Genomic DNA, 20,458 nt, shown 5'->3' with positions numbered 1-20,458 from the left:
AATGCTCATTTACAACCCGTAAACTCCGCTCCCTCGCCTGTTTTTGCCTTGCACTGACTGCCTCGCCTACGTTTTTAGAGGCACCCTATTGTCTTCATACCGCCTTTTGCGCATCCGCCCGCCCCCCTGCCCCGGCGCGGCGTTTGTGTTTTCGTTCATCCTGAGAGGTCCGCATGCCTTATCGATTCGCCCCCGGCACCCTCGCCTTGCAGATCCACGCGCTGGTGCTGGGCCTGGGTGCCGGCACCCTGGTCCAGGCCGACGATAGCCCTGCTGCAAATGGCCAGGCTTCAACCTATGAGATCTTCACCCCGCTGGTCATCACCGGCAGCTATGCCCCGGTGTCGGGCTTCGACCTGCCGTTCTCGGTGGACACCGTACAGCTACAGCAGATCCAGGACGGCCAGTTGGGCGTCAACCTCTCCGAAGTGCTGCCGCGCGTGCCAGGGCTGGTGGTGCAGAACCGCCAGAACTACGCGCAGGACCTGCAGATTTCCTCGCGTGGCTATGGCGCACGCTCGGCGTTCGGCATCCGTGGCCTGAAATTGCTCAGCGACGGCATTCCGGCCAGTACGCCGGACGGCCAGGGCCAGGCGGCGACCCTGAACCTGGACGTGGCCGACCGCATCGAGGTGCTGCGCGGTCCGACCTCGACGATTTATGGCAGCAATTCCGGCGGCGTGATCCAGATGTTCACCCGCGACGGTGAGGGTCCGGGCACGGTCAGCGCCGACACCACCTTCGGCAGCGACGGCTATCGCAAGAACCGCCTGTCAGCCGAAGGCGGCAACGCGCAGGCCGGCTTTCTCGTCGATGCCTCCCGCCTGGACACCGACGGCTACCGCGACCACAGCAGTGCCCGGCGCGACCAGACCTTCGCCAAGGTGCACGTCAAGCCCGATGAAGACAGCCGGCTGGCACTGATTTACAGCAGCCTGGAACAGAACGGCACCCAGGACCCGCTGGGCCAGACCTGGGAAGGCTACAAGAACGACCCGCGCTCGGTGGCGGCGGTGGCCGAGACCTACAACACGCGCAAGAGCATCGACCACCAGCAGGTGGGCATGAACTACGAACGCAGCGTGGGCGACGCCACCTTGCAGTTCAACCTGTATGCCGGCCGGCGCAGCGTGGTGCAGTACCTGTCGATCCCGCGCACCGTGGCCTCCAACAGCCAGCGCGGCGGCGGCGTGGTCGACTTCGACCGCGAGTTTCATGGCGGTACTCTGCGCTGGATCCAGCCGATCCAGGGCGTACCCGGCGAGTTGACCGTCACCACCGGCGTCGACTACGACCGCAGCCGCGACGACCGGCGTGGCTTTCAGAATTTCAGCGGCACTCAACTGGGCGTGAAGGGCGAACTGCGCCGCGACGAGATCGACACCGCCACCAGCCTGGACCCGTATGTGCAGGCGCGCTGGATTCTCGACAACTGGACCTTCGATGCCGGCCTGCGCCACAGCACCATGGACATGGACGTGGATGACCGCTACCTGGCCAACGGCGATTCCAGCGGTTCTAAGAAGTACCAGCGCAACACGCCGTCACTGTCAGTGATGTACGCCTTCACACCGGACCTGCATGGCTATATCAGTGCCGGCAAGGGCTTCGAGACGCCGACCCAGGCCGAGATGGCCTACGCGCCGGGCGTGGTAGAAAGCTTCAACTTCGGCCTGTCGCCGGCCACCAGCACCCAGTACGAGCTCGGCCTGAAGGCTAGGGTGGCAGGCAATACCCGCCTCAATGCGGCAATCTTCGAGATTCGCACCGACGATGAAATCGTGGTGGGCAGCGCCACCGACGGGCGCACCAGCTACCAGAACGCCGGCAAGACGCTGCGCCGGGGTTTCGAGCTGGGCGTGCAGACCCAATTGAGCGAACAGTGGGAAGCCACCCTGGCCTATACCCGCCTGCAAGCGACCTACGACCAGGATTTCACGGCCAACAACCGGACCATCGACAAGGGCAACCACCTGCCCGGCGTGCCCGGCAGCAGCCTGTTCGGCGAACTGGTCTGGCGTCCGGTGCAAGGCATCAGCATGGGCCTGGAAGGCCAGTACCGCAGCCAGGTGTATGTCGAAGACAGCAACCAGGACAAGGCCGCACCCGGCTACACGGTGTTCAACTGGCGCACCCGCCTGGAACAAAACGTCGGGCCCTGGACCTTTCATCAACTGGTGCGCCTGGACAACCTGACGGACCGCCAGTACGTCGGCTCGGTGATCGTCGGCGACAGCAACGGCCGCTATTACGAATCGGCCCCGGGCCGCTCCTGGTACGCCGGCGCGGGCGCCAGCTACACGTTCTAGCGCACAGCCAACACCCGCTTTGTAGGAGCGCGCTTGCCCGCGACCGGCTGCGTCAGCAGTCGTAAATTTTCAGCGTTTCCGAGAATTTGCGAGCGCTGCGCACTCGGTCGCGGTGGTCCGGCATCCCGGCAAGCGCGCTCCTACAACCCGTCCTGCACGCATTGTGGGTCAGTAGACATCGCGCTTGTAGCGCCCTTGTTCGATCAGTTCGCTCACGGCCTGCTCGCCGAGCAGTTCGGTGAGCACCTGGTCGACGCCGGTGGCCATGCCTTGCAGGCTGCCGCAGATGTAGATCGCCGCCCCTTCGGCCAGCCAGGCGCGCAGCTCGTCGCTGGCGTCGCGCAGCCGGTCCTGGACGTAGACCTTGTGTTCCTGATCGCGGGAAAACGCCAGGTCCAGGCGGCTGAGCTGGCCGTTGTCCAGCCAGCCTTGCAGTTCATCACCGCAATAAAAATCATGCGCCCGCTGACGCTCGCCGAACAGCAGCCAGTTACGGTGCTGACCTTGTTCGATGCGCGCCTTGAGCAGGCTGCGCAGGCCGGCCAGACCGGTGCCGTTACCCAGCAGGATCAGCGGCACCGGTTCAGCCGGCAGGTGGAAGCCGCTGTTACGACGCACCCGCAGGCTGACCGCATCGTCGACCGGCAGGTATTCAGTCAGCCAGCCGGAGCCCACGCCCAGTCCGCCATCGCAGTGGAGTTCCTGGCGCACGATCAGCTGCAGGCAGCCATCGGCCGGGACCGAGGCAATCGAATATTCGCGGGCGGCCAGCGGCACCATTGCATCGACCAGCGCCTGGGCATGCAGGCCGACCAGATGCGCCCGGTGCTGCGGCAACTGGCGGCTGGCCAGGGCCTGCAACAGGCTTTCTTCCAGGCCGTCGATGCTGACCCGTTCGGCACCGGTCAGGCCCAGCCCGTCGAGCAGGCGCAGCAACACCGCGTCGCTGTTGCGCGGCAGGATTTCCACCAGGTCACCGGCCTGCCAGGTCGTGGCATTTGGCGCGCTCAGGTCGAGCATGAAGACTTTCGAGCCGCTGCTGCCGGGGTTGAGCCATGCGCGACGGCTCAAGGTCCAGCGCTCGAACACCGGTGCCTGCCAGACCGCTGTCGGCGTGCTGCCGGTGGCCCGGCCCAGTTGCTGCTGCCAGTGTTGCAAGGCAGCCGGGTCGGCGTTGTCGACTTCGATCGGGGCGAACAGCGACTGCCCGCCGCGCTCGACCAGCCAGCCATGCACACGCTGGGCGAAGGCACAAAAGTGCGGGTACTGACGGTCGCCCAGGGCCAGCACCGCATAGTTGAGGTGCGCCAGGGCCAGCGGCTGGCCGAGCAGCTTGCGCTCGAAGCCGCGGGCGCTGTCGGGGGCCTCGCCGTCACCGAAGGTACTGAGCACGAACACCGCGTTACGGCTTTGCTGCAGGTCCTGCTCGCTCAGCTCGCCCAGGCGCTGCACGCGCACCGGCAGGCCGGCGGCCTGCAATTGCCCGGCGGTCTGCCAGGCCATCTGTTCGGCAAAGCCGCTCTGGCTGGCAAACCCCACCAGCCAGGCGTCGGCGCCGTCACCGCTGCCGGTCGCCAGTCCACTGCGGGCCTGCCGGATGTCACGTTTCTTGCGCCGCCGGTCCAGGTACAACAGCCAGCCGGTGATGAAGAACAGCGGCATCAAGAGCGCGGCCACCAGCATGATGATGCGCCCCGGCAGGCCGAAGTAGCTGCCCACGTGCAAGGCGTAGTTGCTGGTCAGCAACTGCGCGCCCAGGCTTTTGTCGGCATAGCGCGCCACACTGTTAATGGTGCCGGTGGCCGGGTCCAGGTTGATGATGTTCAGCGCGCGCGGGTGCGGCGAATCCTTGAGCAGGTAGAACACCGTGGCCGGTTGCCCGCCGGCACCGGGCAGGCGCAGGTTGTAGCCGGCCAGGTCGGGCCCTGCGGTGTCGCGAATGCTCGCCCACACCGCGTCGTAGTCGACCACCAGCGGCCTGGGCGCCTGGGCCGGCTTGCCGCCAGGGCCGCCGGCGCCACCAGGACCACCGGTGCGTTGCTGGGCACCGGCCGGGGGCGGGTCGCCGAGCAGGCGGGTCATGCCGTCGTTCCACCATTGGTAGGACCACATCAGGCCGGTGACCGCGAACAGCAGGTACGCCAGCAGACACCAGGTCCCGAAGACCGAGTGCAGGTCCCAATTGAAGCTGCGGCCCTTTTTCGCCCAGTCCATGGTCAGCCACACCCGCCAGTCCAGCGGCTTGCGCGGCCAGCGCAGGTACAGACCCGACAGGCAGAAAAACAGCAGCATCAGGGTGCAGGCGCCGGTGATCTGGCGACCGGTCTGCCCGGAGGCCAGGAAACGGTGCAGGCTCAGGACAAAGTCAAAGAAGCCCTCGCCCACGCCATCGCCGCGCAACTCGCCGGTGTAGGGGTCGAAATTGCGCTTGGGGCCGCGCCGCTCACCCGGCTTGGGCTGGAAATAGACCTGGGCCACCCGGTTGCTGGTGGTTTCGACACGCAGGATGGCCACGGTCATGCCGGTGGCCGCCTGCAACTTGCTGACCAGTTCCGCTGGCGGCAAGGTGGCTGCGCGCCGTTCGACCAGCAATACCTCGGGGTTGAGGGCATCGAGGATTTCTTCCTCGAAGGAATACAGCGCGCCGGTCACGCCCATCAGCGCCAGCACCAGGCCTGCAGTGATGCCGAAGAACCAGTGCACTTGAAACAGGATTTTCTTGAACACCACCGCCACCTCGCTGGCCCATTGCGGCGCGCATTATGCGCTAACTGTTATTAATTCTCATCTCGCAAAAAAGCCCTGCCTACAACCATAGGCAGGGCTTTGCGGGTATCACCGGTCAAAAGTGGAAATTGGCACTCATCAACGCGGTGCGGCCTGCCGCCACGTGGGCGTAGTGGGTCTGGAACACCTGGTCGAAATAGCGCTTGTCGGTCAGGTTCTGCACATTGAGTTGCAGGTCGACGTTTTTGGTCAGCGCGTAGCTGGCCATGGCGTCGTAGCGCCAGTAGGACGGCACCTCGATGGAGTTGGCCTCGTTGCCGAAGCGCGAGCCCACATAAGTGGCCCCACCGCCGATGACCAGTTTGGGCACCAGTTCATAGGTGCTCCACAGGTTGAAGCTGTTGCGCGGCGTGCTCGGCATATGGTTGCCCTGGTCGGCGGCCAGTGTGGTCTTGACCAGTTCGCTCTCCATGTAGGTGTAGCCGCCATAGACTTTCCAGCGACTGCTGAGGTTGCCGGCGTAGGTGAACTCGACGCCCTGCACGCGCTGTTCGCCATCGAGCGCCTGGTAGGTGGTGTTGTCCGGGTCGGTGATGCGCGCGTTGGTCTTGTCGGTGCGGAACAGCGCGGCGGTCAGCGCCAGGTTGTCATTGAACAGGTCCCACTTGGTGCCGATTTCGTAGTTGCGGTTCTTTTCCGGGTCGAGGTCGGCGTTGTTGAGCGCCAGCTCCAGCCCGCCGTTGCCGCTGGTTTCACCCGACGGGTTGCTCGACGTCGACAACGCCGCATAAATGCTGCCATTGGGCAACGGCTTGTAGACCACGCCCAACTGGTAGTTCCATAGTTCAGTGGTCTTCTGCCGGTCGAACGTGCCGCCTGGGGTGGTGCCGCGCGCCGCTGCGAACCCGCTGGAGCGCGTGTCGTAGTGGTCGTAGCGCAGGCCCAGGTTCAGCGACCACTGCTCATTGAACGTCAGGGTGTCGAACACATAGGCCGCACCGGTCTTGGTGTCGGTATCGGTGTAGGCCACGCTGTCGCTGATCACGCCGTTCCAGGCATCCTTGGGCGAAGGGCTGGACAGGCTGGTGCAATCGCCAGAGCTGAGCAGCGCCGCCGAGCACAGGCTGGCGATGGCGCCGCCGGACGCATTGAGAATGTTGTAGGCGCGGTTGTGGGTGTCCTGGTAGGTGAACTCCAGGCCGCTGACCAGGCTGTGGCTGATCGCACCGGTGTCGAACTTCGCGGTCAGGTCGGTCTGGTTGACGAAGCCGCTGGAAGTCGAGTTGCGGCTCTTGGCCGAGCGCGACACAGTGCCGTTGGCGACGTTGCCACGGCTGTCGTCCGGGTTGGTGACGATGTAGTCGAGCGTCGAGCGCGACAGGCGCAGGCTGTTGGACAGCGTCAGGTTGTCATTGAAATCGTGCTCGATGCGCACGGTGCCGCTGTCGTTGGTGCTTTCGCGGTAATCGCGGCCGGTCAGGCCGTAGAAGTTGCTCTTGTCGACGCTGACCGGCTTGTCGACCACGTACTTGCTGCGTCCAGGGGTGAGGGTCAACGGGATGCCGTAGTCCGGCATGTCGTCGGTTTCCAGGTGGTAGTAGTCGACCTTGACCCGCGTGTCAGTGCCCAGGCCAAAGGCGAACGAAGGCGCCACGCCCCAGCGGCCGACATCGACGTTGTCACGCCCGGCCACATTGGCGTCGTGCTTCATCAGGTTCAGGCGTACGGCCGAGGTGTCGCCCACCTGCTGGTTGAGGTCCAGGGTGTAGCGCTGGGTCTGGTCGGACCCGAAGGCGTAGCCGCCGTTGTAGGCATTGCCCAGGTGGGCGCCCTTGGTGATCAGGTTCAGGCTGCCACCGGTGGAGCCGGCGCCGGTAAAGGCCGAGCCCGGCCCCTTGCTGACTTCGACCGATTCGATATTGAAGATTTCCCGACTCTGGGCGGCGACATCGCGCATGCCGTCGACGAACATATCGCTCTCGGCGTTGAAACCGCGAATGATCGGCCGGTCGGCGTTCGGGTTGCCGCCTTCACCCGCGCCAAAGGTAATGCCTGGCGTGGTGCGCAGGGCGTCGGTCAACGAGGTCGCGCCGGTGTCACGAATCACTTGCTGGGCAATCACCGTCACGCTCTTGGGCGTGTCACGCAGGGGTGCCGTGTACTTTTTCGAGGCCGAGTCTTCAGCCTTGTAGGCGGTATCGGCCTGCTCGCCGGTGATGCTGGTGGCGCCCAGCGTGACGCTCTGCTCGTCGGCATGCGCCATGGACCCGGCCGACAAGGCCGCGATGGCGACACCGACGGCCGAGGCCAGTGACGGTGATGAACCCAAAGTGGTGTGTAATGGTTGGCGCGACATCGTGATTCCCTCCCCCAGGAATTGAAGCGCGAAACATATTGCAAACAAATTCTATAAGCAATTGAGAATTCATAACATTTGCGACTTTTTTACACTTTTTACACTTGGCCTTCACATAATCTTCATGCCGACATGGCTCACGTCATCGATTTGAGGTTGTACACATTCAATAAGAATCACTACCATTCGCCACCTTCAGTCACACTGGTGCTGCGCCATGCTCCTGCATATTCCTGGCTTGTTTACCCGCGATGAAGTCCTGCGCATCCGCCAGGCGCTGGAGCAGACCGACTGGGCCGATGGCAAGCTGACCGCCGGCTACCAGTCGGCCAAGGCCAAGCACAACCTGCAATTGCCCGAGGACCATGCGCTGACCCGGGAAATCGGTGCGGCCATGATCGAACGACTGTGGAACAATCCACCGTTCATGTCCGCCGCCCTGCCGCACAAGGTGTTTCCGCCGCTGATCAACTGCTACACCGCCGGTGACCACTTCGAATTTCACATCGACAACGCCGTGCGCCAGGTCAAGGGCAGCGCCGAGCGGGTGCGCACCGACCTGTCGGCCACGCTGTTTTTCAGCGACCCGGACGACTACGACGGCGGCGAACTGGTCATTCAGGACACCTACGGCACGCAAAGCGTCAAGCTGCCGGCCGGCGACATGGTGCTGTACCCCGGCACCAGCCTGCACAAGGTCAATGCCGTGACCCGTGGCACCCGCCTGGCTTCGTTTTTCTGGACCCAGAGCCTGGTGCGTGAAGACAGCCAGCGCGCCCTGCTGTTCGAAATGGACAGCGCCATCCAGCAACTGGCCCGCGATGTGCCGGACCACCCGGCGCTGGTGCAACTGACCGGCAGTTATCACAACCTGCTGCGCCGCTGGGTCGAGGTCTGAACATGACCTGGAACCTGCCGCGCCAGGAACAGCTCGACGGCGATGGCCTGCGCGCCATGCTGGAAGAAAACCCGGCCCGCGCGGCCCAGGCGATCCTGGCCGCAGCCAGCACCGGCCTGGTCGAGGCCCAGGCCTTGCTGGGGCAGATCCTGCTCGATGGCCGCGGTATCGCCCGCGACCCGGCACTGGCCGTGACCTGGTTCGGCATCGCTGCCCGCCAGGGCCATTTGATGGCGCGCAACATGCTCGGCCGTTGCCACGAGCATGGCTGGGGCTGTACGCCCGACACCGTGCAGGCCGCCGGGCACTATCGACAGGCGGCCGAACAGGGTTTTGACTGGGGGCTGTATAACCTGGCCAACCTGCTGGCCACCGGGCGCGGGGTGGTACAGGATCATCGTCGGGCCATGGCCTGCTACGCCCAGGCGGCCCGCCAAGGCCATGCCAAATCGATGAACCTGCTGGGGCGTTATCTGGAAGAAGGTCTGGCGGGTATAAGCGACAAGACAGCCGCCCATGCCTGGTATCGACGCTCGGCCGAAGCCGGGGATTTTCGCGGGCAGTTCAGCCATGCCACGGTGCTGGCCGAACAAGGTGATATCGAACAGGCCGTGACCTGGCTGGAAACCGCCCTGGCGGGCGGCAACCTGAACTTCCTGAGGGTCAGTCGCCAGTCCCTGCTCAAGGCGACTCACCCGGCATTGCGTGCCCTGGCCGGAGCCTATCATCAGCGTGCGGCCGATCTGGGGGATGAATCGGACCGCATGGCGCTGCGCGACGTCCTTGTCAGGCAGCGGCCAGAGCCTGTGGCTTAGCTGCGCCAGGCACGGCGCAGCCCGTTGAGGTAATCGCTCAGCACCCGGCCATTGGCGATGAAGGCAGAAGCCTGTGCCTCAATGTGCTCCAGCGCCAGCGCCGGGTGCAAGGCCTGGAAGCGCTTGAGTGCCTCCAGCAGCTTGCCGATTTCCTGGGCATAGCTCTGCTGCGGGGCCTCGATCAGCTTGAGTTGCTTGAGTTGTTCCAGCTTGCGGCTTTCGGCCTGGCGTTGCAGGCGTAGTTGCCGGGAATTGCCTTGCAGGTCGTCGAGTTGCGCCTGGATACGCTCGCGCTGTCGAACCAGGTGCTCGTACTTGAGCGACTCACTGGCCAGGTTGAGCATGTTGCCCAGGCCTTCGATGCCGGCCTTGATAGAACCGATCAGCGGATTCCTGGGGTCGATGTCGATCAGCGCCTTCAGCGAGTCGGCCAGGGTCTTGAACTTGTCCCAGAGGCTGATGGCCTCGATATCGGCTATCAGCGTGTTGAGCATGCCTTCCTGTTCGAGCAGTTTGGCCAGGGGACCTTCCTGGGCAGCGATCACCGCATCGAGGCGGGCAAGTTCTGCCTCGATCGGGGGGATCAGGTGATCGACATCACCGACGTTCACATGCGCCAGGTTGACCAGCGCATCGTCAAGGTCTCGCGCCCGGCTGTCCAGGCCGCTACGGGCTGCCTGCACTTGCGACTCGATTTCTGCGCTGATCTCGTCGATGGCCTTGAGGGTCTGTTCGTCAGGCGGGTCGCCCTTGAGTCGCGCCAAGGCACTCAGCAGGTCCTGCAAGCCGTCGTTATCCAGTAGCCCGGGCACCAGAGCCAAGCTATCCAGCGCAGCCTTGTCGGTGTTGCCCAGTTCGGTGAGCAGGCCCTTCAGGGCTTCATGCTTGACCGGCAGATAGATATCGGTGAGCGCTTCGGCCAGGTGCCTGAGTTGTGCGCGTGCTGTATTGAGGGTGGTCATGTCGACCGCGGGTAATTGAAGAGGGGTTTCCAGTCTATGAACGGTCATCTCATCATCCTTAATGATTATTAGTGGGCCGGGGTGTTAGCGTCGACTTTCGCTTAAGGCCTTATTGAAGGCCGTGAGCAAGTCCAGGGCATGTTTCTGTATATCCTGCCAATGGGAAATCATGTTCTTGAAACGCGAAACGAAGATCACCAGCAGCCGGACGTTATCCAAAGTTTCCAAGTGCCGGGCCGACGAATCCACCAGGTCTTTCAACAAGACCCAAAGGCTTTCCAGTTCACCTGTGCTGCTGATGGCGCCATCGATCCTGATCTTGAGATCCTGCAAACTGGTCTCCAGCGTGTGCATGTCGGCAATAAACGTGTCGAGCTGCCTGAGCTGGTTCTGCAGTGCGCTTTTTTGCTCGACCAGCGCGTTCTTTTCCTTCAGCACCGCCGCCGCTTTCGGGCCATAGATCGACAGGCTGATCGCCCCGCCAATCGGCCCCCACCACCACCCGACCCACTTGTACTTGCTGTACTGCTCATACTCGCGAATCTTTTGCTCGATACGCTCGTTGAGCGTGTTGATCTCGTCCTTGAGACCGGCAATGTCGCCACTGGACTGCGCCGCGTCGGTCAGTCTGATCTTCAAGGCGACTTCAGGCGCGATGCCCTCGCGCAACGTACCCTTGAAGACCGCCACACCGTCCCTGACCCGCAAGGTACTGGCGCTGTGTGCCTTGATGTGCAACCTGAGCTCATCAACCAGTGCCAGCAGCCCGGGCATTTTCTTGCGGTCACCTTCTTCCAGGCTGGCAGGCGGCATTTGCTCGACCTGCTCGGGTGTCAGGCCCTCCAGGTCCAGGGTACGCCAGGCGTCCAGGCTCTTGATGTAGTCGACGGTCTCCTGCACCGTGCCGATCAGGTTGCCGGAAAACACATGCAGGTCACTGCCGACCGCACGCATGTCGTTCTCAAGTACCGACCAACTGCCGGCATGGGCACGAATGCTCAGGTACAGGCGCACAATGTCCTCGGACTTGAGACCGACGATATCGCTTTCGTAATTGCCCAGCAGGTGTTTGATCTGCTGCGGATCGGTGGGCAAGGCCAGCCCGGTGTCGACATAACGGCGGATTTTCCGGACATCTTCGGTGGTGATCAACAGGCCGGGGTCGCGGCCTGTGCCCTCAGCAGTACCCGACGCGGCACTGAACACGTCATTGGCGACGCGGCTCAATTCATCCAGGCCGGGTTTTGAATCCTCATTGAGTTGCTGCAATGTTTCCTTTGCCATTTTCAATTTCCTTATTATAAAAACTGGTCGAAACAACCAGACACCTCTTCCTTGCAAGGCATTTGGAAACTAGCAAATGAAGAACAGAATAAACAGCAACGTGCGCTGACCCGTGTTGTAGGAATACGCCACCGTTCAACCACGACGAAAGCAACCTATAACTTTCCCAGGTAAAGGATCCAATAAGCCGCTTTTAAACACTGTAGGGGCGGTCAACTGACAGGCATAAAAAAACCCATGATCGCTCATGGGTTTTATTTACCGCTGCAAACGATTTACAAGTAGAAGGCTTTCAACGGCGGGAAGCCATTGAACTCTACGGCGCTGTAGCTGGTGGTGTAGGCACCGGTCGACAGCCAGTACAGGCGGTCACCGATGGCCAGGTTCAGTGGCAGGCCGTACTTGTACTGTTCGTACATGATGTCGGCGCTGTCGCAGGTCGGGCCGGCGATGACCACTTCTTCCATCTCGCCTTTCTTCTCGGTCCAGATCGGGAACTTGATGGACTCGTCCATGGTTTCGATCAGGCCGGAGAACTTGCCCACGTCGGTGTACACCCAGCGCTCGACGGCGGTGCGCGACTTGCGGGCTACCAGCACCACTTCGCTGACCAGGATACCGGCGTTGGCGATCAGCGAACGGCCTGGCTCCAGGATGATTTCCGGCAGGTCGTCACCGAAGTCTTCCTTGAGGAAGCGGATGATCTCTTCAGCGTAGGTTTCCAGGCTGTTGGTGCGGGTGATGTAGTTGGCCGGGAAGCCACCGCCCATGTTGATCAGCTTGAGCACGATGCCGTCTTCTTCTTTAAGACGCTCGAAGATCACCTTGACCTTGGCAATCGCGGCGTCCCAGACGCTGATGTCGCGCTGCTGGGAACCGACGTGGAACGAGATGCCGTACGGCACCAGGCCCAGGTCACGCGCCAGGATCAAAAGGTCCATGGCCATGTCGGTCTGGCAGCCGAACTTGCGCGACAAAGGCCAGTCGGCCGTGGTCGAGCCTTCGGTGAGGATGCGCACATAGACTTTCGAGCCCGGTGCGGCCTTGGCGATGTTGCGCAGGTCGGCTTCGGAGTCGGTGGCGTACAGGCGCACGCCCTTCTCGTAGAAGTAGCGGATGTCCTTGGATTTCTTGATGGTGTTGCCGTAGCTCATGCGCTCCGGACCCACGCCACAACCCAGAACCTTGTCCAGCTCATAGATAGAAGCGATGTCGAAGCTCGAACCCTTGTCGCGCAGCAACTCGATGATTTCGACTGCCGGGTTGGCCTTGACCGCGTAGTAGACCTTGGCGAAATCGAAACCGGCGCGCAGGTCGTCATAGGCCTGGCTGATCATCTGGGTATCGATGACCACGAACGGGGTTTCCTGCTTGTCAGCGAACGACTTCATTTTCTTGAAGGTGTCGGCTGCGAAATAGTCTTCGACCTTGATGGACATGCTCAGGGGACTCCAGGGGCAAACAAATGAATAAATGGGTGCAATGAACGTCCTCCGTATCCCCACTTTGGTTCGCCTACTTCCCAAGGCATGTCGCCGAAAGCAAAAAGGCCACGGGGGCGGCGCCCCTGGGCCTTGCTGTCTCGTCGTCAGTACTTGAGCCGGATGGATCGTTTCCAGCATGGACGTTCGGCGCGAACTTTAGGACCTGAGGGGCTTGAGATCAACTAAAAATGTCGCGTTTTCGCACACGGCACTCTCGGCTTTCACTGCACCCACTGTGTAACGGACCTACATGACAGGGTGATGTTCCCCACAGCGCCTTGCGAGGTATCGACACGGGTACCGGAGCCCGATCGGACGACAGGCGGCAAATGACTGGCCAACCTAGCGTTTCTAACAGTTTCCCAGGGCGTGACTCTCCCTCCATGATCAAGCGACTTATCCGAGGAAAAGTACTATGTCGACTTATCTCAAAGAGCGCTCATTTATCGCGTCACTGCGCTCAATGCCCCCTTATGACGCTCAACTCGACTTCTCTCAATTAGTCGAAGAGAAGACTGTCGTTGCGGCCGGCAAGGCCATCTCTTCAACCACGTACCACACCAGGTCCGAAGAATATGACTATCTGACGGCCACGACCATGCCCCAAGAAGAAATGCGGTTCTGGTTTCTGTATCGACAATGGGACAACGGCACGGAGAGCTATGAAATCAAAGCCAGACACGCCATGTTTTTCGACAAAAAATTATCGCTAGGCAGCCTGGCCACCACCTCTATACGGGTAGCAATTGACCCATTCAACCTGCGCAATATTGACCTTTATGTACGCCCAGACAAATCGTCGAGCAATTATCCGGGCTGGAGGGTACACCTCAACAACTCGGCCATTACCAGTCAGGCGCTGAGTATCGGAGACGTCGGTCCAGTGCAGATCATAGCTCCCAATGGAAATCCATTAGGCGTGTATAACCGAAAAAACATCGGCAACGCCTGGTGGGCTTTTATCTCGTGTGCAAAAAAGGATCAGGCCTGGCTCGCCTACAATACCGTCCCGATCAATATCATGATGAACATCAAGGAAATCAATATCGCCGATCCCCTTGCCTGACGCCAAACATCAGAGCCCTTGGCGTCAGGCTTGACGAGATTACGAAACCGCCAGCTCCGCCGGCGACACAATACTGGTCTTGGCCCCGCGCGAGCGACCCGAGCTCAGGTAGGCCGCAATCGACTCCTGGGTCACTTCACCGAGGAACACGTTCTCGGCATCCAGTACCGGCAGCCAGGCGCGGTTGAACTCGTACATGCGCGACAGCAGGATGCGCAGGTTCTCGTCGTAGGCCGCGGTGGCATTGAATGGTTGCAGGAACTGCACGCAGGTGCCGGCCTGGCGGTGCAGGTCGCGCCGGCGCACGAAGCCCATGGCCTTGTTCTCGCCGTCGGTGACCACCACGTAGCGGCGGTCGTTTTCGTCCATGACTTCTAGGGCATCGGCCACCGGGGTTTCCGGGCTGACCGAGGGCGCGTTGTCGGCGGCGTCTTCGGCCTTGACCAGCAGCAGGCGCTTGAGGGTGCTGTCCTGGCCGACGAAGTTGGAGACGAAATCGTCCGCCGGGTGCGCCAGCAGGGTATCGGGGTGGTCGATCTGCACCAGCTTGCCGGCGCGGAAGATGGCGATCTTGTCGCCCAGCTTGAGGGCTTCGTCGATGTCGTGGCTGACCATGATCACGGTCTTGTTCAGCGCCCGCTGCATCTCGAAGAACTCATTCTGGATCATCTCGCGGTTGATCGGGTCGACCGCGCCGAACGGCTCGTCCATCAGCAGCAGAGGCGCGTCGGCCGCCAGGGCACGGATCACACCGATACGCTGCTGCTGGCCACCGGACAGCTCGCGCGGGTAGCGGTGCAGGTACTGCTTGGGTTCGAGCTTGATCATGTTCATCAGCTCACGGGCCCGGTCGTGGCACTTCTGCGCGTCCCAGCCCAGCAGCCTGGGCACCACCACGATGTTTTCCTCGATGGTCATGTTGGGAAACAGGCCGATCTGCTGGATCACATAGCCGATGTTACGACGCAGGGTCACTTCGTCCAGGCCGGTGGTGTCTTCGCCGTTGATCAGTACCTTGCCGGAGGTCGGCGCGATCAGGCGGTTGATCATTTTCAGCGTGGTGCTCTTGCCGCAGCCCGAAGGGCCGAGGAAGACGCAGATCTCGCCTTCGTTGACGGTCAGGCTGACCGAATCGACAGCCTTCACTTCCTTGCCGTTGCTCTGGAAAGTCTTGGTGAGGTTTTGGAGTTCGATCATTTCAAGAGTCCTTTAGGGGTCAGCGTGCGTTGCAGCAGTTGCAGCAGCAGGTCGGCGATGATGGCCAGGATGCTGACCAGCACCGCGCCCACGATCAGCATCGACATGTCGCTGCGGCTGATTGAAGCCAGAATGAGGACGCCAAGACCGCCCGCGCCGATAGTGGCGGCGATGGTCATGACGCCGATGTTCATCACCACGGCGGTGCGCACGCCGGCCAGGATCACCGGCACGGCAATCGGCAGCTCGACCATGCGCAGGCGCTGGCCGAAGGTCATACCGATGCCCTTGGCCGCTTCACGGATGCCGGGTTCGACACCGGTCAGGGCCAGGTAGGTGTTGCGCATGATCGGCAGCAGCGAATACAGGAACACGGCGGTGATGGCCGGCAACGGGCCAAGGCCCTGGCCGAACTTCGAATAGAACGGCAGCAGCAGGCCGAACAGCGCAATCGATGGCACGGTCAGTAGCACCGTGGCGCTGGCCTGCAACGGCCCGGCCACGGCCGGAAAGCGGGTCATCAGAATGCCCAGCGGCACACCGACCAGAATGGCCAGGGTCACGGCGACCCCAACCAGGGTGATGTGCTGCCAGGTCAGGTGTGCGACCTGGGCCCAGTCCATGTGCGAGAAGGCGTCGAAAAATCCCATGATGGTGCCTCCTTTACTTGAGTGGGTGCTGGCGCAGGAACTCTGCAGCCACAGTGGACGGGCTCTGGTGGTCGACATCGACCTTGGCGTTCAGGGCGCGCATGGTGGCGTTGTCCAGCAGCTCGGCCAGCGGCTTGAGCAGGTCGGCCACTTGCGGATGCTGATCCAGGTACGCCTGGCGGATCACCGGGGCGGCGGTGTAGTCCGGGAAGTAATGCTTATCGTCCTCCAGCACCTTGAGCTTGAAGGCGTCCAGGCGCCCGTCGGTGGTGTACACCAGGCCCGCGAACACCTGGCCGTTGCGCATGGCGGTGTAGACCAGCCCGGCGTCCATCTGGCGGATGTTCTCGCGGCCCAGGTTCATGCCGTAGTGCTCGACCAGGCCTTTGAGGCCGTCGGAGCGGTTGGCGAACTCGGTGTCCAGCGCGACGATGTGGCCTTTGTCGGCCTCAGCCTTCATCACTTGGGTCAGGTCGCTGACGCTGTTGAGCTGCGGATAGGCCTTGGCGGTCTTTTCCGGCAGCCCCAGCGCATAGGTGTTGCTGAAGCGCGAAGGCGTCAGCCAGACCAGGCCCTTTTTGGCGTCCAGTTCCTTGACCCGGGCGTAGGTCTGGGCACTGTCGAGGCGTTCGTCGACATGGTTGTAGGCCACCAGCGACACCCCGGTGTACTCCCACAGCAGGTCCAGTTGGCCGCTTTCCTGGGCACTGCGCGCCAGGTTGCTGCCCAGCCCGCCGGTGATCTGCACCTCGAAGTCCTTGGTGCGCAGGTACTGCGCGGTCAGCTCGGCGAGCAGGGTCTGCTCGGTGAACACCCGGGCGCCGATGCGCAGCACCGGTTTTTCGGCAGCCTGGACAAAGGCCGAGAACAGCAAGCCAAGGCCCAGTAATAAACAAAGCTTTTTCATGAGGGTTCCTTATCTGAACAGGGCAGGTCTCAACGGGTCAGTCCGCGTTCGAGCCACAGGCGGCTGAACAGCGTGACCAGGCCATCGAGCAGCAGCGCCAGCAAGGCGGTGCAGGCTGCGCCCAGCAGCAGTTGCGGCTGGTTGTTCAGACCGATGCCGGGGAAGATCAGGCTGCCCAGGCTGTTGGCGCCGATCAGGAACGACAGCGGCGCAGTACCGACATTAAGCGCCAGCGAGATGCGCACGCCGCCGACGATGATGGGCACGGCATTGGGCAGCTCGACCTTGAACAGCACCTGACGCGGGGTCATGCCGATGCCGGTGGCAGCTTCCTTGAGCGAGGCGGGAACGTTTTTCAGGCCTTCGTAGGTGTTGCGCACGATGGGCAACAGCGAGGCCAGGAACAGCGCGAAGATGGCCGGCCCGCTGCCGATCCCGAGAATCCCGAGGGCAATGGCCAGAACCGCGAGGGGTGGAACGGTGTTACCGATATTGAAGATCTGCATGAAGCGTTCGGCGCGGCCAACCATGGACGGTCGGCTCAGGGCAATGCCGGCAGGGATACCGACCACCAGGGCCGCCAGCATCGAGACCAGCACCAGCACCAGGTGTGCTTGCAGGTAGAACAGCAGGTCATCCTTGTACTTCACGAACGTATCAATGCCGATCCAGTGGACCAGCAGGGCCAGGAGTACGACGATAATCGCGCCTCCCATCAGCCCTTTGCCATAGCGATTTGCCACGGGCGGACTCCTTTTTTCAGTCGGCAAGCCTCTCCTGTCACGGCCTTTTGCAGGTCGTAGCCGAAGGGTTTGCGAAGAGCAGCAGGTGGATCGCCGTAAAGGGTTGAACCCGGGCGAAAACACATGCCATGAGCACAGCTTCGTCAAGCCGATTTGCAGTCGAATCAGCCACTTGAAACAGTCCTGACATGGCCTGTTACAAGGGAATGGACGTCTCCGGAATCGCAAAGGTTCCCATGCGAGGCAGCATTTGGCCACCCCGGATCGACTGAGCGGTTCGGTTATTGGCCCGAGTTGCGCTATAATCTGCGCCCTTTTTTGACTCCCTTTTCAGGCGATTTCCCATGACGCAACAGGCCGCCGAAGTCGCGAAACGTCGCACTTTCGCCATCATTTCCCACCCCGACGCCGGTAAAACCACCATTACCGAAAAGCTGCTGCTGATGGGCAAGGCGATCTCGGTGGCCGGTACGGTCAAATCGCGCAAATCCGATCGCCATGCCACCTCCGACTGGATGGAAATGGAAAAGCAGCGCGGCATTTCCATTACCACCTCGGTCATGCAGTTCCCGTATCGCGAGCACATGATCAACCTGCTCGACACCCCGGGCCACGAAGACTTCTCCGAAGACACCTACCGCACCCTGACGGCGGTGGACTCGGCGCTGATGGTGCTCGACGGCGGTAAAGGCGTCGAGCCACGCACCATTGCGCTGATGGACGTCTGCCGGCTGCGTGACACGCCGATCGTCAGCTTCATCAACAAGCTCGACCGTGACATCCGCGACCCGATCGAACTGCTCGATGAAATCGAAGCGGTCCTGAAGATCAAGGCCGCGCCGGTTACCTGGCCGATCGGCTGCTACCGCGACTTCAAGGGCGTGTACCACCTGGCCGGCGACTACATCATCGTCTACACCCCGGGCCACGGTCATGAACGCACCGAGACCAAGATCATCCAGAAGCTGGACTCCGACGAAGCCCGCGACCACCTGGGCGACGAGTACGACCGTTTCGTCGATCAACTGGAGTTGGTACAGGGCGCCTGCCACGAATTCAACCAGGACGAATTCATCAACGGCCAGCTGACGCCGGTGTTCTTCGGCACGGCCCTTGGCAATTTCGGCGTCGACCATGTGCTCGACGCCGTGGTCGACTGGGCCCCGCGCCCGCTGGTGCGTGAAGCACGCGAGCGCAGCGTGGAGCCGGTCGAAGAGAAATTCAGCGGCTTCGTGTTCAAGATCCAGGCGAACATGGACCCCAAGCACCGCGACCGCATTGCGTTCATGCGCATCTGCTCGGGCCGCTACGAAAAAGGCATGAAGATGCGCCATGTGCGCCTGGGCAAGGACGTGCGCATCGGCGACGCCCTGACCTTCTTCTCGTCCGAGCGTGAAATGCTCGAGGAAGCCTACGCCGGCGACATCATCGGCCTGCACAACCACGGCACCATCCAGATCGGCGACACCTTCACCGAAGGCGAGGCCTTGGGCTTTACCGGCATCCCGCACTTCGCCCCGGAACTGTTCCGCCGCGTGCGCCTGAAGGACCCGCTCAAGTCCAAGCAGTTGCGCCAGGGCCTGCAGCAGCTGGCCGAAGAAGGTGCCACGCAGGTGTTCTTCCCGCAGCGCAGCAACGACATCATTCTGGGCGCCGTCGGTGTGCTGCAGTTCGATGTGGTCGCCAGCCGCCTGAAAGAGGAATACAAGGTCGAGTGCGCCTACGAGCCGATCACCGTCTGGTCGGCACGCTGGATCGACTGCGCCGACAAGAAGAAGCTCGAGGAGTTTGAAATCAAGGCTGTGGAAAACCTGGCCCTGGACGGCGGTGGTCACCTGACCTACCTGGCCCCGACCCGGGTCAACCTGGCGCTGATGGAAGAACGCTGGCCGGACGTGAAATTCCGCGCCACCCGCGAGCATCATTGATCGGGTGATCTGCAGGCGTACTCGGCCAGTTTGTCCTGCATGAAATCCAGAAAGCACTCGATGCGCAGCGCCAGCTTGGAATTGCGGTAGTACACCGCATGAATCGGCTGGCGATAGCCGCTGTTGGCCGCCTCCAGCACAGTCACCAGCCGGCCTTCGCGCAGGTCTTCGTGGGTCATGAAGTGCGACAGGCAGGCAATCCCCTCTCCCGCCAGCGCCAGATGCCGCAAGGTGTCGCCGCTGGACGCCGCGATGGTCGGCCGGATCGGCAGGCGATCGCCCCCGGCATGGCGCAAGGGCCATTGGTTGAGCGTCTCGACCTGGGTAAAGCCCAGCAAGGTATGCCCGGCCAGGTCCTCGACAGAGGCCGGTGTGCCGCAGCGCTGTAGATAGTCCGGGCTGGCGACGATGTTCAGCGCGCTGCACCCCAGCGAACGTGCATGCAAGGTCGAATCACTCAGCTCGCCGATACGGATGGCGATGTCGGTGCTGTGCTCCAGCAGGTCGATGAACCAGTCGTTGCTGGTCAGCTCCAGCTGAATGTCCGGGTACAGCCGACGAAACTCACCGATATGCGGCACCACCGAATGCAGCATGAACGGCGAGGCGGCATTGACCCGCAAGCGCCCGGCGGGGGTTTGCCGGGACTGGGTCAGGTGCTCTTCAAGATCATGCATGCGCTCCAGAATGTCGCGGGCACGCTCAAGAAAGGAACGCCCTTCCTCGGTCAGGTCCATGCGCCGGGTGGTGCGGTTGAGCAGCGTGGTCTGCAACCGGGCCTCCAGCCGGGTCAGGGTGCGACTGACCGCCGAAGGCGTCAGGCCCAACTGTTCGGCGGCGGCGGAAATTGACCCGCACTCGATCACCGTGACAAACACCTGCAATTGATCGGATCGGGTTTTCATGGCGGGCTCAGGGCTTGGGACACGCGCGGATGGTAACCGGATTCTTGTGTAGCGCCCCCCCGGCCGCGCTCTAAAAAATAACTCACTGACTTTATTGGATATTAAATTCGACGCGGGTAGGAGCGCGCTTGCCCGCGACCGGCTGCGTCAGCAGTCGTAAAATTGTGGCGTTTCGCAGATTTTGAAAGTGTTCACAGCCGTAAATCTGGGGCGTTTCGCAGATTTTG

General features: G+C 62.0%; 15 protein-coding genes. 5 read left to right on the top strand and 10 right to left on the bottom strand.

Annotated features, from left to right (window positions below):
• Positions 1-173 precede the first annotated feature (173 nt).
• Complete coding sequence (locus DGA31_RS28845; RefSeq protein ID WP_109514852.1) at positions 174-2,309, top strand: TonB-dependent receptor family protein; 2,136 nt, start codon at positions 174-176, stop codon at positions 2,307-2,309.
• Positions 2,310-2,477: 168 nt separating this feature from the next.
• Here DGA31_RS28845 and DGA31_RS28840 read toward each other — a convergent pair whose 3' ends face one another.
• Both DGA31_RS28840 and DGA31_RS28835 read right to left on the bottom strand, forming a co-directional pair.
• Positions 2,478-5,036 carry a PepSY domain-containing protein gene (locus tag DGA31_RS28840; RefSeq protein WP_109514856.1) on the bottom strand — a complete coding sequence of 853 codons (2,559 nt, stop codon included), beginning with the start codon at positions 5,034-5,036 and terminating at the stop codon, positions 2,478-2,480.
• A 115-nt stretch (positions 5,037-5,151) separates the two neighbouring features.
• Positions 5,152-7,392: a TonB-dependent receptor gene (locus tag DGA31_RS28835; protein WP_109514851.1), complete on the bottom strand. Its 2,241-nt coding sequence runs from the start codon at positions 7,390-7,392 to the stop codon at positions 5,152-5,154.
• A gap of 217 nt (positions 7,393-7,609) precedes the next feature.
• Between DGA31_RS28835 and DGA31_RS28830 the strand changes: the two genes are divergently transcribed.
• Positions 7,610-8,290, top strand: a complete 681-nt coding sequence (locus tag DGA31_RS28830) for a Fe2+-dependent dioxygenase (RefSeq protein WP_109514850.1) — start codon at positions 7,610-7,612, stop codon at positions 8,288-8,290.
• Positions 8,291-8,292: 2 nt separating this feature from the next.
• On the top strand, positions 8,293-9,105 hold the full coding sequence (locus DGA31_RS28825; RefSeq protein ID WP_109514849.1) for a tetratricopeptide repeat protein: 813 nt from the start codon (positions 8,293-8,295) through the stop codon (positions 9,103-9,105).
• On the opposite strand, the gene DGA31_RS28820 is transcribed toward DGA31_RS28825, so the two are convergent.
• The 3 genes from DGA31_RS28820 to DGA31_RS28810 form a co-directional block, all read right to left on the bottom strand.
• Positions 9,102-10,115, bottom strand: a complete 1,014-nt coding sequence (locus DGA31_RS28820) for an alpha-xenorhabdolysin family binary toxin subunit B (RefSeq protein ID WP_152035091.1) — start codon at positions 10,113-10,115, stop codon at positions 9,102-9,104. The genes DGA31_RS28825 and DGA31_RS28820 overlap by 4 nt on opposite strands.
• 36 nt (positions 10,116-10,151) lie before the next feature.
• Positions 10,152-11,351 (bottom strand): alpha-xenorhabdolysin family binary toxin subunit A, encoded by a 1,200-nt coding sequence (locus tag DGA31_RS28815; protein ID WP_109514847.1) that lies wholly within the window; start codon positions 11,349-11,351, stop codon positions 10,152-10,154.
• A gap of 275 nt (positions 11,352-11,626) precedes the next feature.
• Positions 11,627-12,790 (bottom strand): type III PLP-dependent enzyme, encoded by a 1,164-nt coding sequence (locus DGA31_RS28810; RefSeq protein WP_056835992.1) that lies wholly within the window; start codon positions 12,788-12,790, stop codon positions 11,627-11,629.
• Positions 12,791-13,250: 460 nt separating this feature from the next.
• Here DGA31_RS28810 and DGA31_RS28805 point away from each other — a divergent pair, with 460 nt between their 5' ends.
• A complete protein-coding gene (locus DGA31_RS28805) occupies positions 13,251-13,901 on the top strand; it encodes a hypothetical protein (protein WP_109514846.1) in 651 nt (216 codons plus the stop codon).
• 39 nt (positions 13,902-13,940) lie between these two features.
• On the opposite strand, the gene DGA31_RS28800 is transcribed toward DGA31_RS28805, so the two are convergent.
• Genes DGA31_RS28800 through DGA31_RS28785 form a run of 4 tightly spaced genes read right to left on the bottom strand, consistent with a single transcriptional unit; the run spans position 13,941 to position 17,371 of the window.
• Entirely contained in the window at positions 13,941-15,098 is a 1,158-nt protein-coding gene (locus DGA31_RS28800) for an osmoprotectant ABC transporter ATP-binding protein OsmV (RefSeq protein ID WP_109514845.1), read from the bottom strand.
• The gene (locus DGA31_RS28795) at positions 15,095-15,748 is read right to left on the bottom strand and encodes an ABC transporter permease (RefSeq protein WP_109514844.1); all 654 of its coding nucleotides are present in this window, start codon (positions 15,746-15,748) and stop codon (positions 15,095-15,097) included. The genes DGA31_RS28800 and DGA31_RS28795 overlap by 4 nt, the downstream gene beginning before the upstream one ends.
• A gap of 13 nt (positions 15,749-15,761) precedes the next feature.
• The gene (locus tag DGA31_RS28790) at positions 15,762-16,655 is read right to left on the bottom strand and encodes a glycine betaine ABC transporter substrate-binding protein (RefSeq protein WP_109514843.1); all 894 of its coding nucleotides are present in this window, start codon (positions 16,653-16,655) and stop codon (positions 15,762-15,764) included.
• 29 nt (positions 16,656-16,684) lie between these two features.
• Positions 16,685-17,371, bottom strand: a complete 687-nt coding sequence (locus DGA31_RS28785) for an ABC transporter permease (RefSeq protein WP_177339451.1) — start codon at positions 17,369-17,371, stop codon at positions 16,685-16,687.
• A 371-nt stretch (positions 17,372-17,742) separates the two neighbouring features.
• Here DGA31_RS28785 and DGA31_RS28775 point away from each other — a divergent pair, with 371 nt between their 5' ends.
• Positions 17,743-19,326 (top strand): peptide chain release factor 3, encoded by a 1,584-nt coding sequence (locus DGA31_RS28775; RefSeq protein WP_056836003.1) that lies wholly within the window; start codon positions 17,743-17,745, stop codon positions 19,324-19,326.
• Here DGA31_RS28775 and DGA31_RS28770 read toward each other — a convergent pair.
• Complete coding sequence (locus DGA31_RS28770) at positions 19,320-20,231, bottom strand: LysR family transcriptional regulator (protein ID WP_056836005.1); 912 nt, start codon at positions 20,229-20,231, stop codon at positions 19,320-19,322. The two genes, DGA31_RS28775 and DGA31_RS28770, sit on opposite strands and share 7 nt — an antisense overlap.
• Positions 20,232-20,458 lie beyond the last annotated feature (227 nt).

This window comes from Pseudomonas ovata (assembly GCF_003131185.1).
Lineage (GTDB): Bacteria > Pseudomonadota > Gammaproteobacteria > Pseudomonadales > Pseudomonadaceae > Aquipseudomonas > Aquipseudomonas ovata.
The sequence above is the reverse complement of the archived record's forward strand: the minus strand, read 5'-3'. Positions and strand labels throughout refer to the sequence as shown.

Coding starts and splice junctions, on each gene's coding strand:
- DGA31_RS28835 (WP_109514851.1), bottom strand. CDS start 7,392: ATGTCGCGCCAACCATTACACACCACTTTGGGTTCATCACCGTCACTG.
- DGA31_RS28805 (WP_109514846.1), top strand. CDS start 13,251: ATGTCGACTTATCTCAAAGAGCGCTCATTTATCGCGTCACTGCGCTCA.
- DGA31_RS28820 (WP_152035091.1), bottom strand. CDS start 10,115: ATGACCGTTCATAGACTGGAAACCCCTCTTCAATTACCCGCGGTCGAC.
- DGA31_RS28795 (WP_109514844.1), bottom strand. CDS start 15,748: ATGGGATTTTTCGACGCCTTCTCGCACATGGACTGGGCCCAGGTCGCA.
- DGA31_RS28825 (WP_109514849.1), top strand. CDS start 8,293: ATGACCTGGAACCTGCCGCGCCAGGAACAGCTCGACGGCGATGGCCTG.
- DGA31_RS28810 (WP_056835992.1), bottom strand. CDS start 12,790: ATGTCCATCAAGGTCGAAGACTATTTCGCAGCCGACACCTTCAAGAAA.
- DGA31_RS28815 (WP_109514847.1), bottom strand. CDS start 11,351: ATGGCAAAGGAAACATTGCAGCAACTCAATGAGGATTCAAAACCCGGC.
- DGA31_RS28785 (WP_177339451.1), bottom strand. CDS start 17,371: ATGGGAGGCGCGATTATCGTCGTACTCCTGGCCCTGCTGGTCCACTGG.
- DGA31_RS28790 (WP_109514843.1), bottom strand. CDS start 16,655: ATGAAAAAGCTTTGTTTATTACTGGGCCTTGGCTTGCTGTTCTCGGCC.
- DGA31_RS28800 (WP_109514845.1), bottom strand. CDS start 15,098: ATGATCGAACTCCAAAACCTCACCAAGACTTTCCAGAGCAACGGCAAG.
- DGA31_RS28770 (WP_056836005.1), bottom strand. CDS start 20,231: ATGAAAACCCGATCCGATCAATTGCAGGTGTTTGTCACGGTGATCGAG.
- DGA31_RS28830 (WP_109514850.1), top strand. CDS start 7,610: ATGCTCCTGCATATTCCTGGCTTGTTTACCCGCGATGAAGTCCTGCGC.
- DGA31_RS28775 (WP_056836003.1), top strand. CDS start 17,743: ATGACGCAACAGGCCGCCGAAGTCGCGAAACGTCGCACTTTCGCCATC.
- DGA31_RS28845 (WP_109514852.1), top strand. CDS start 174: ATGCCTTATCGATTCGCCCCCGGCACCCTCGCCTTGCAGATCCACGCG.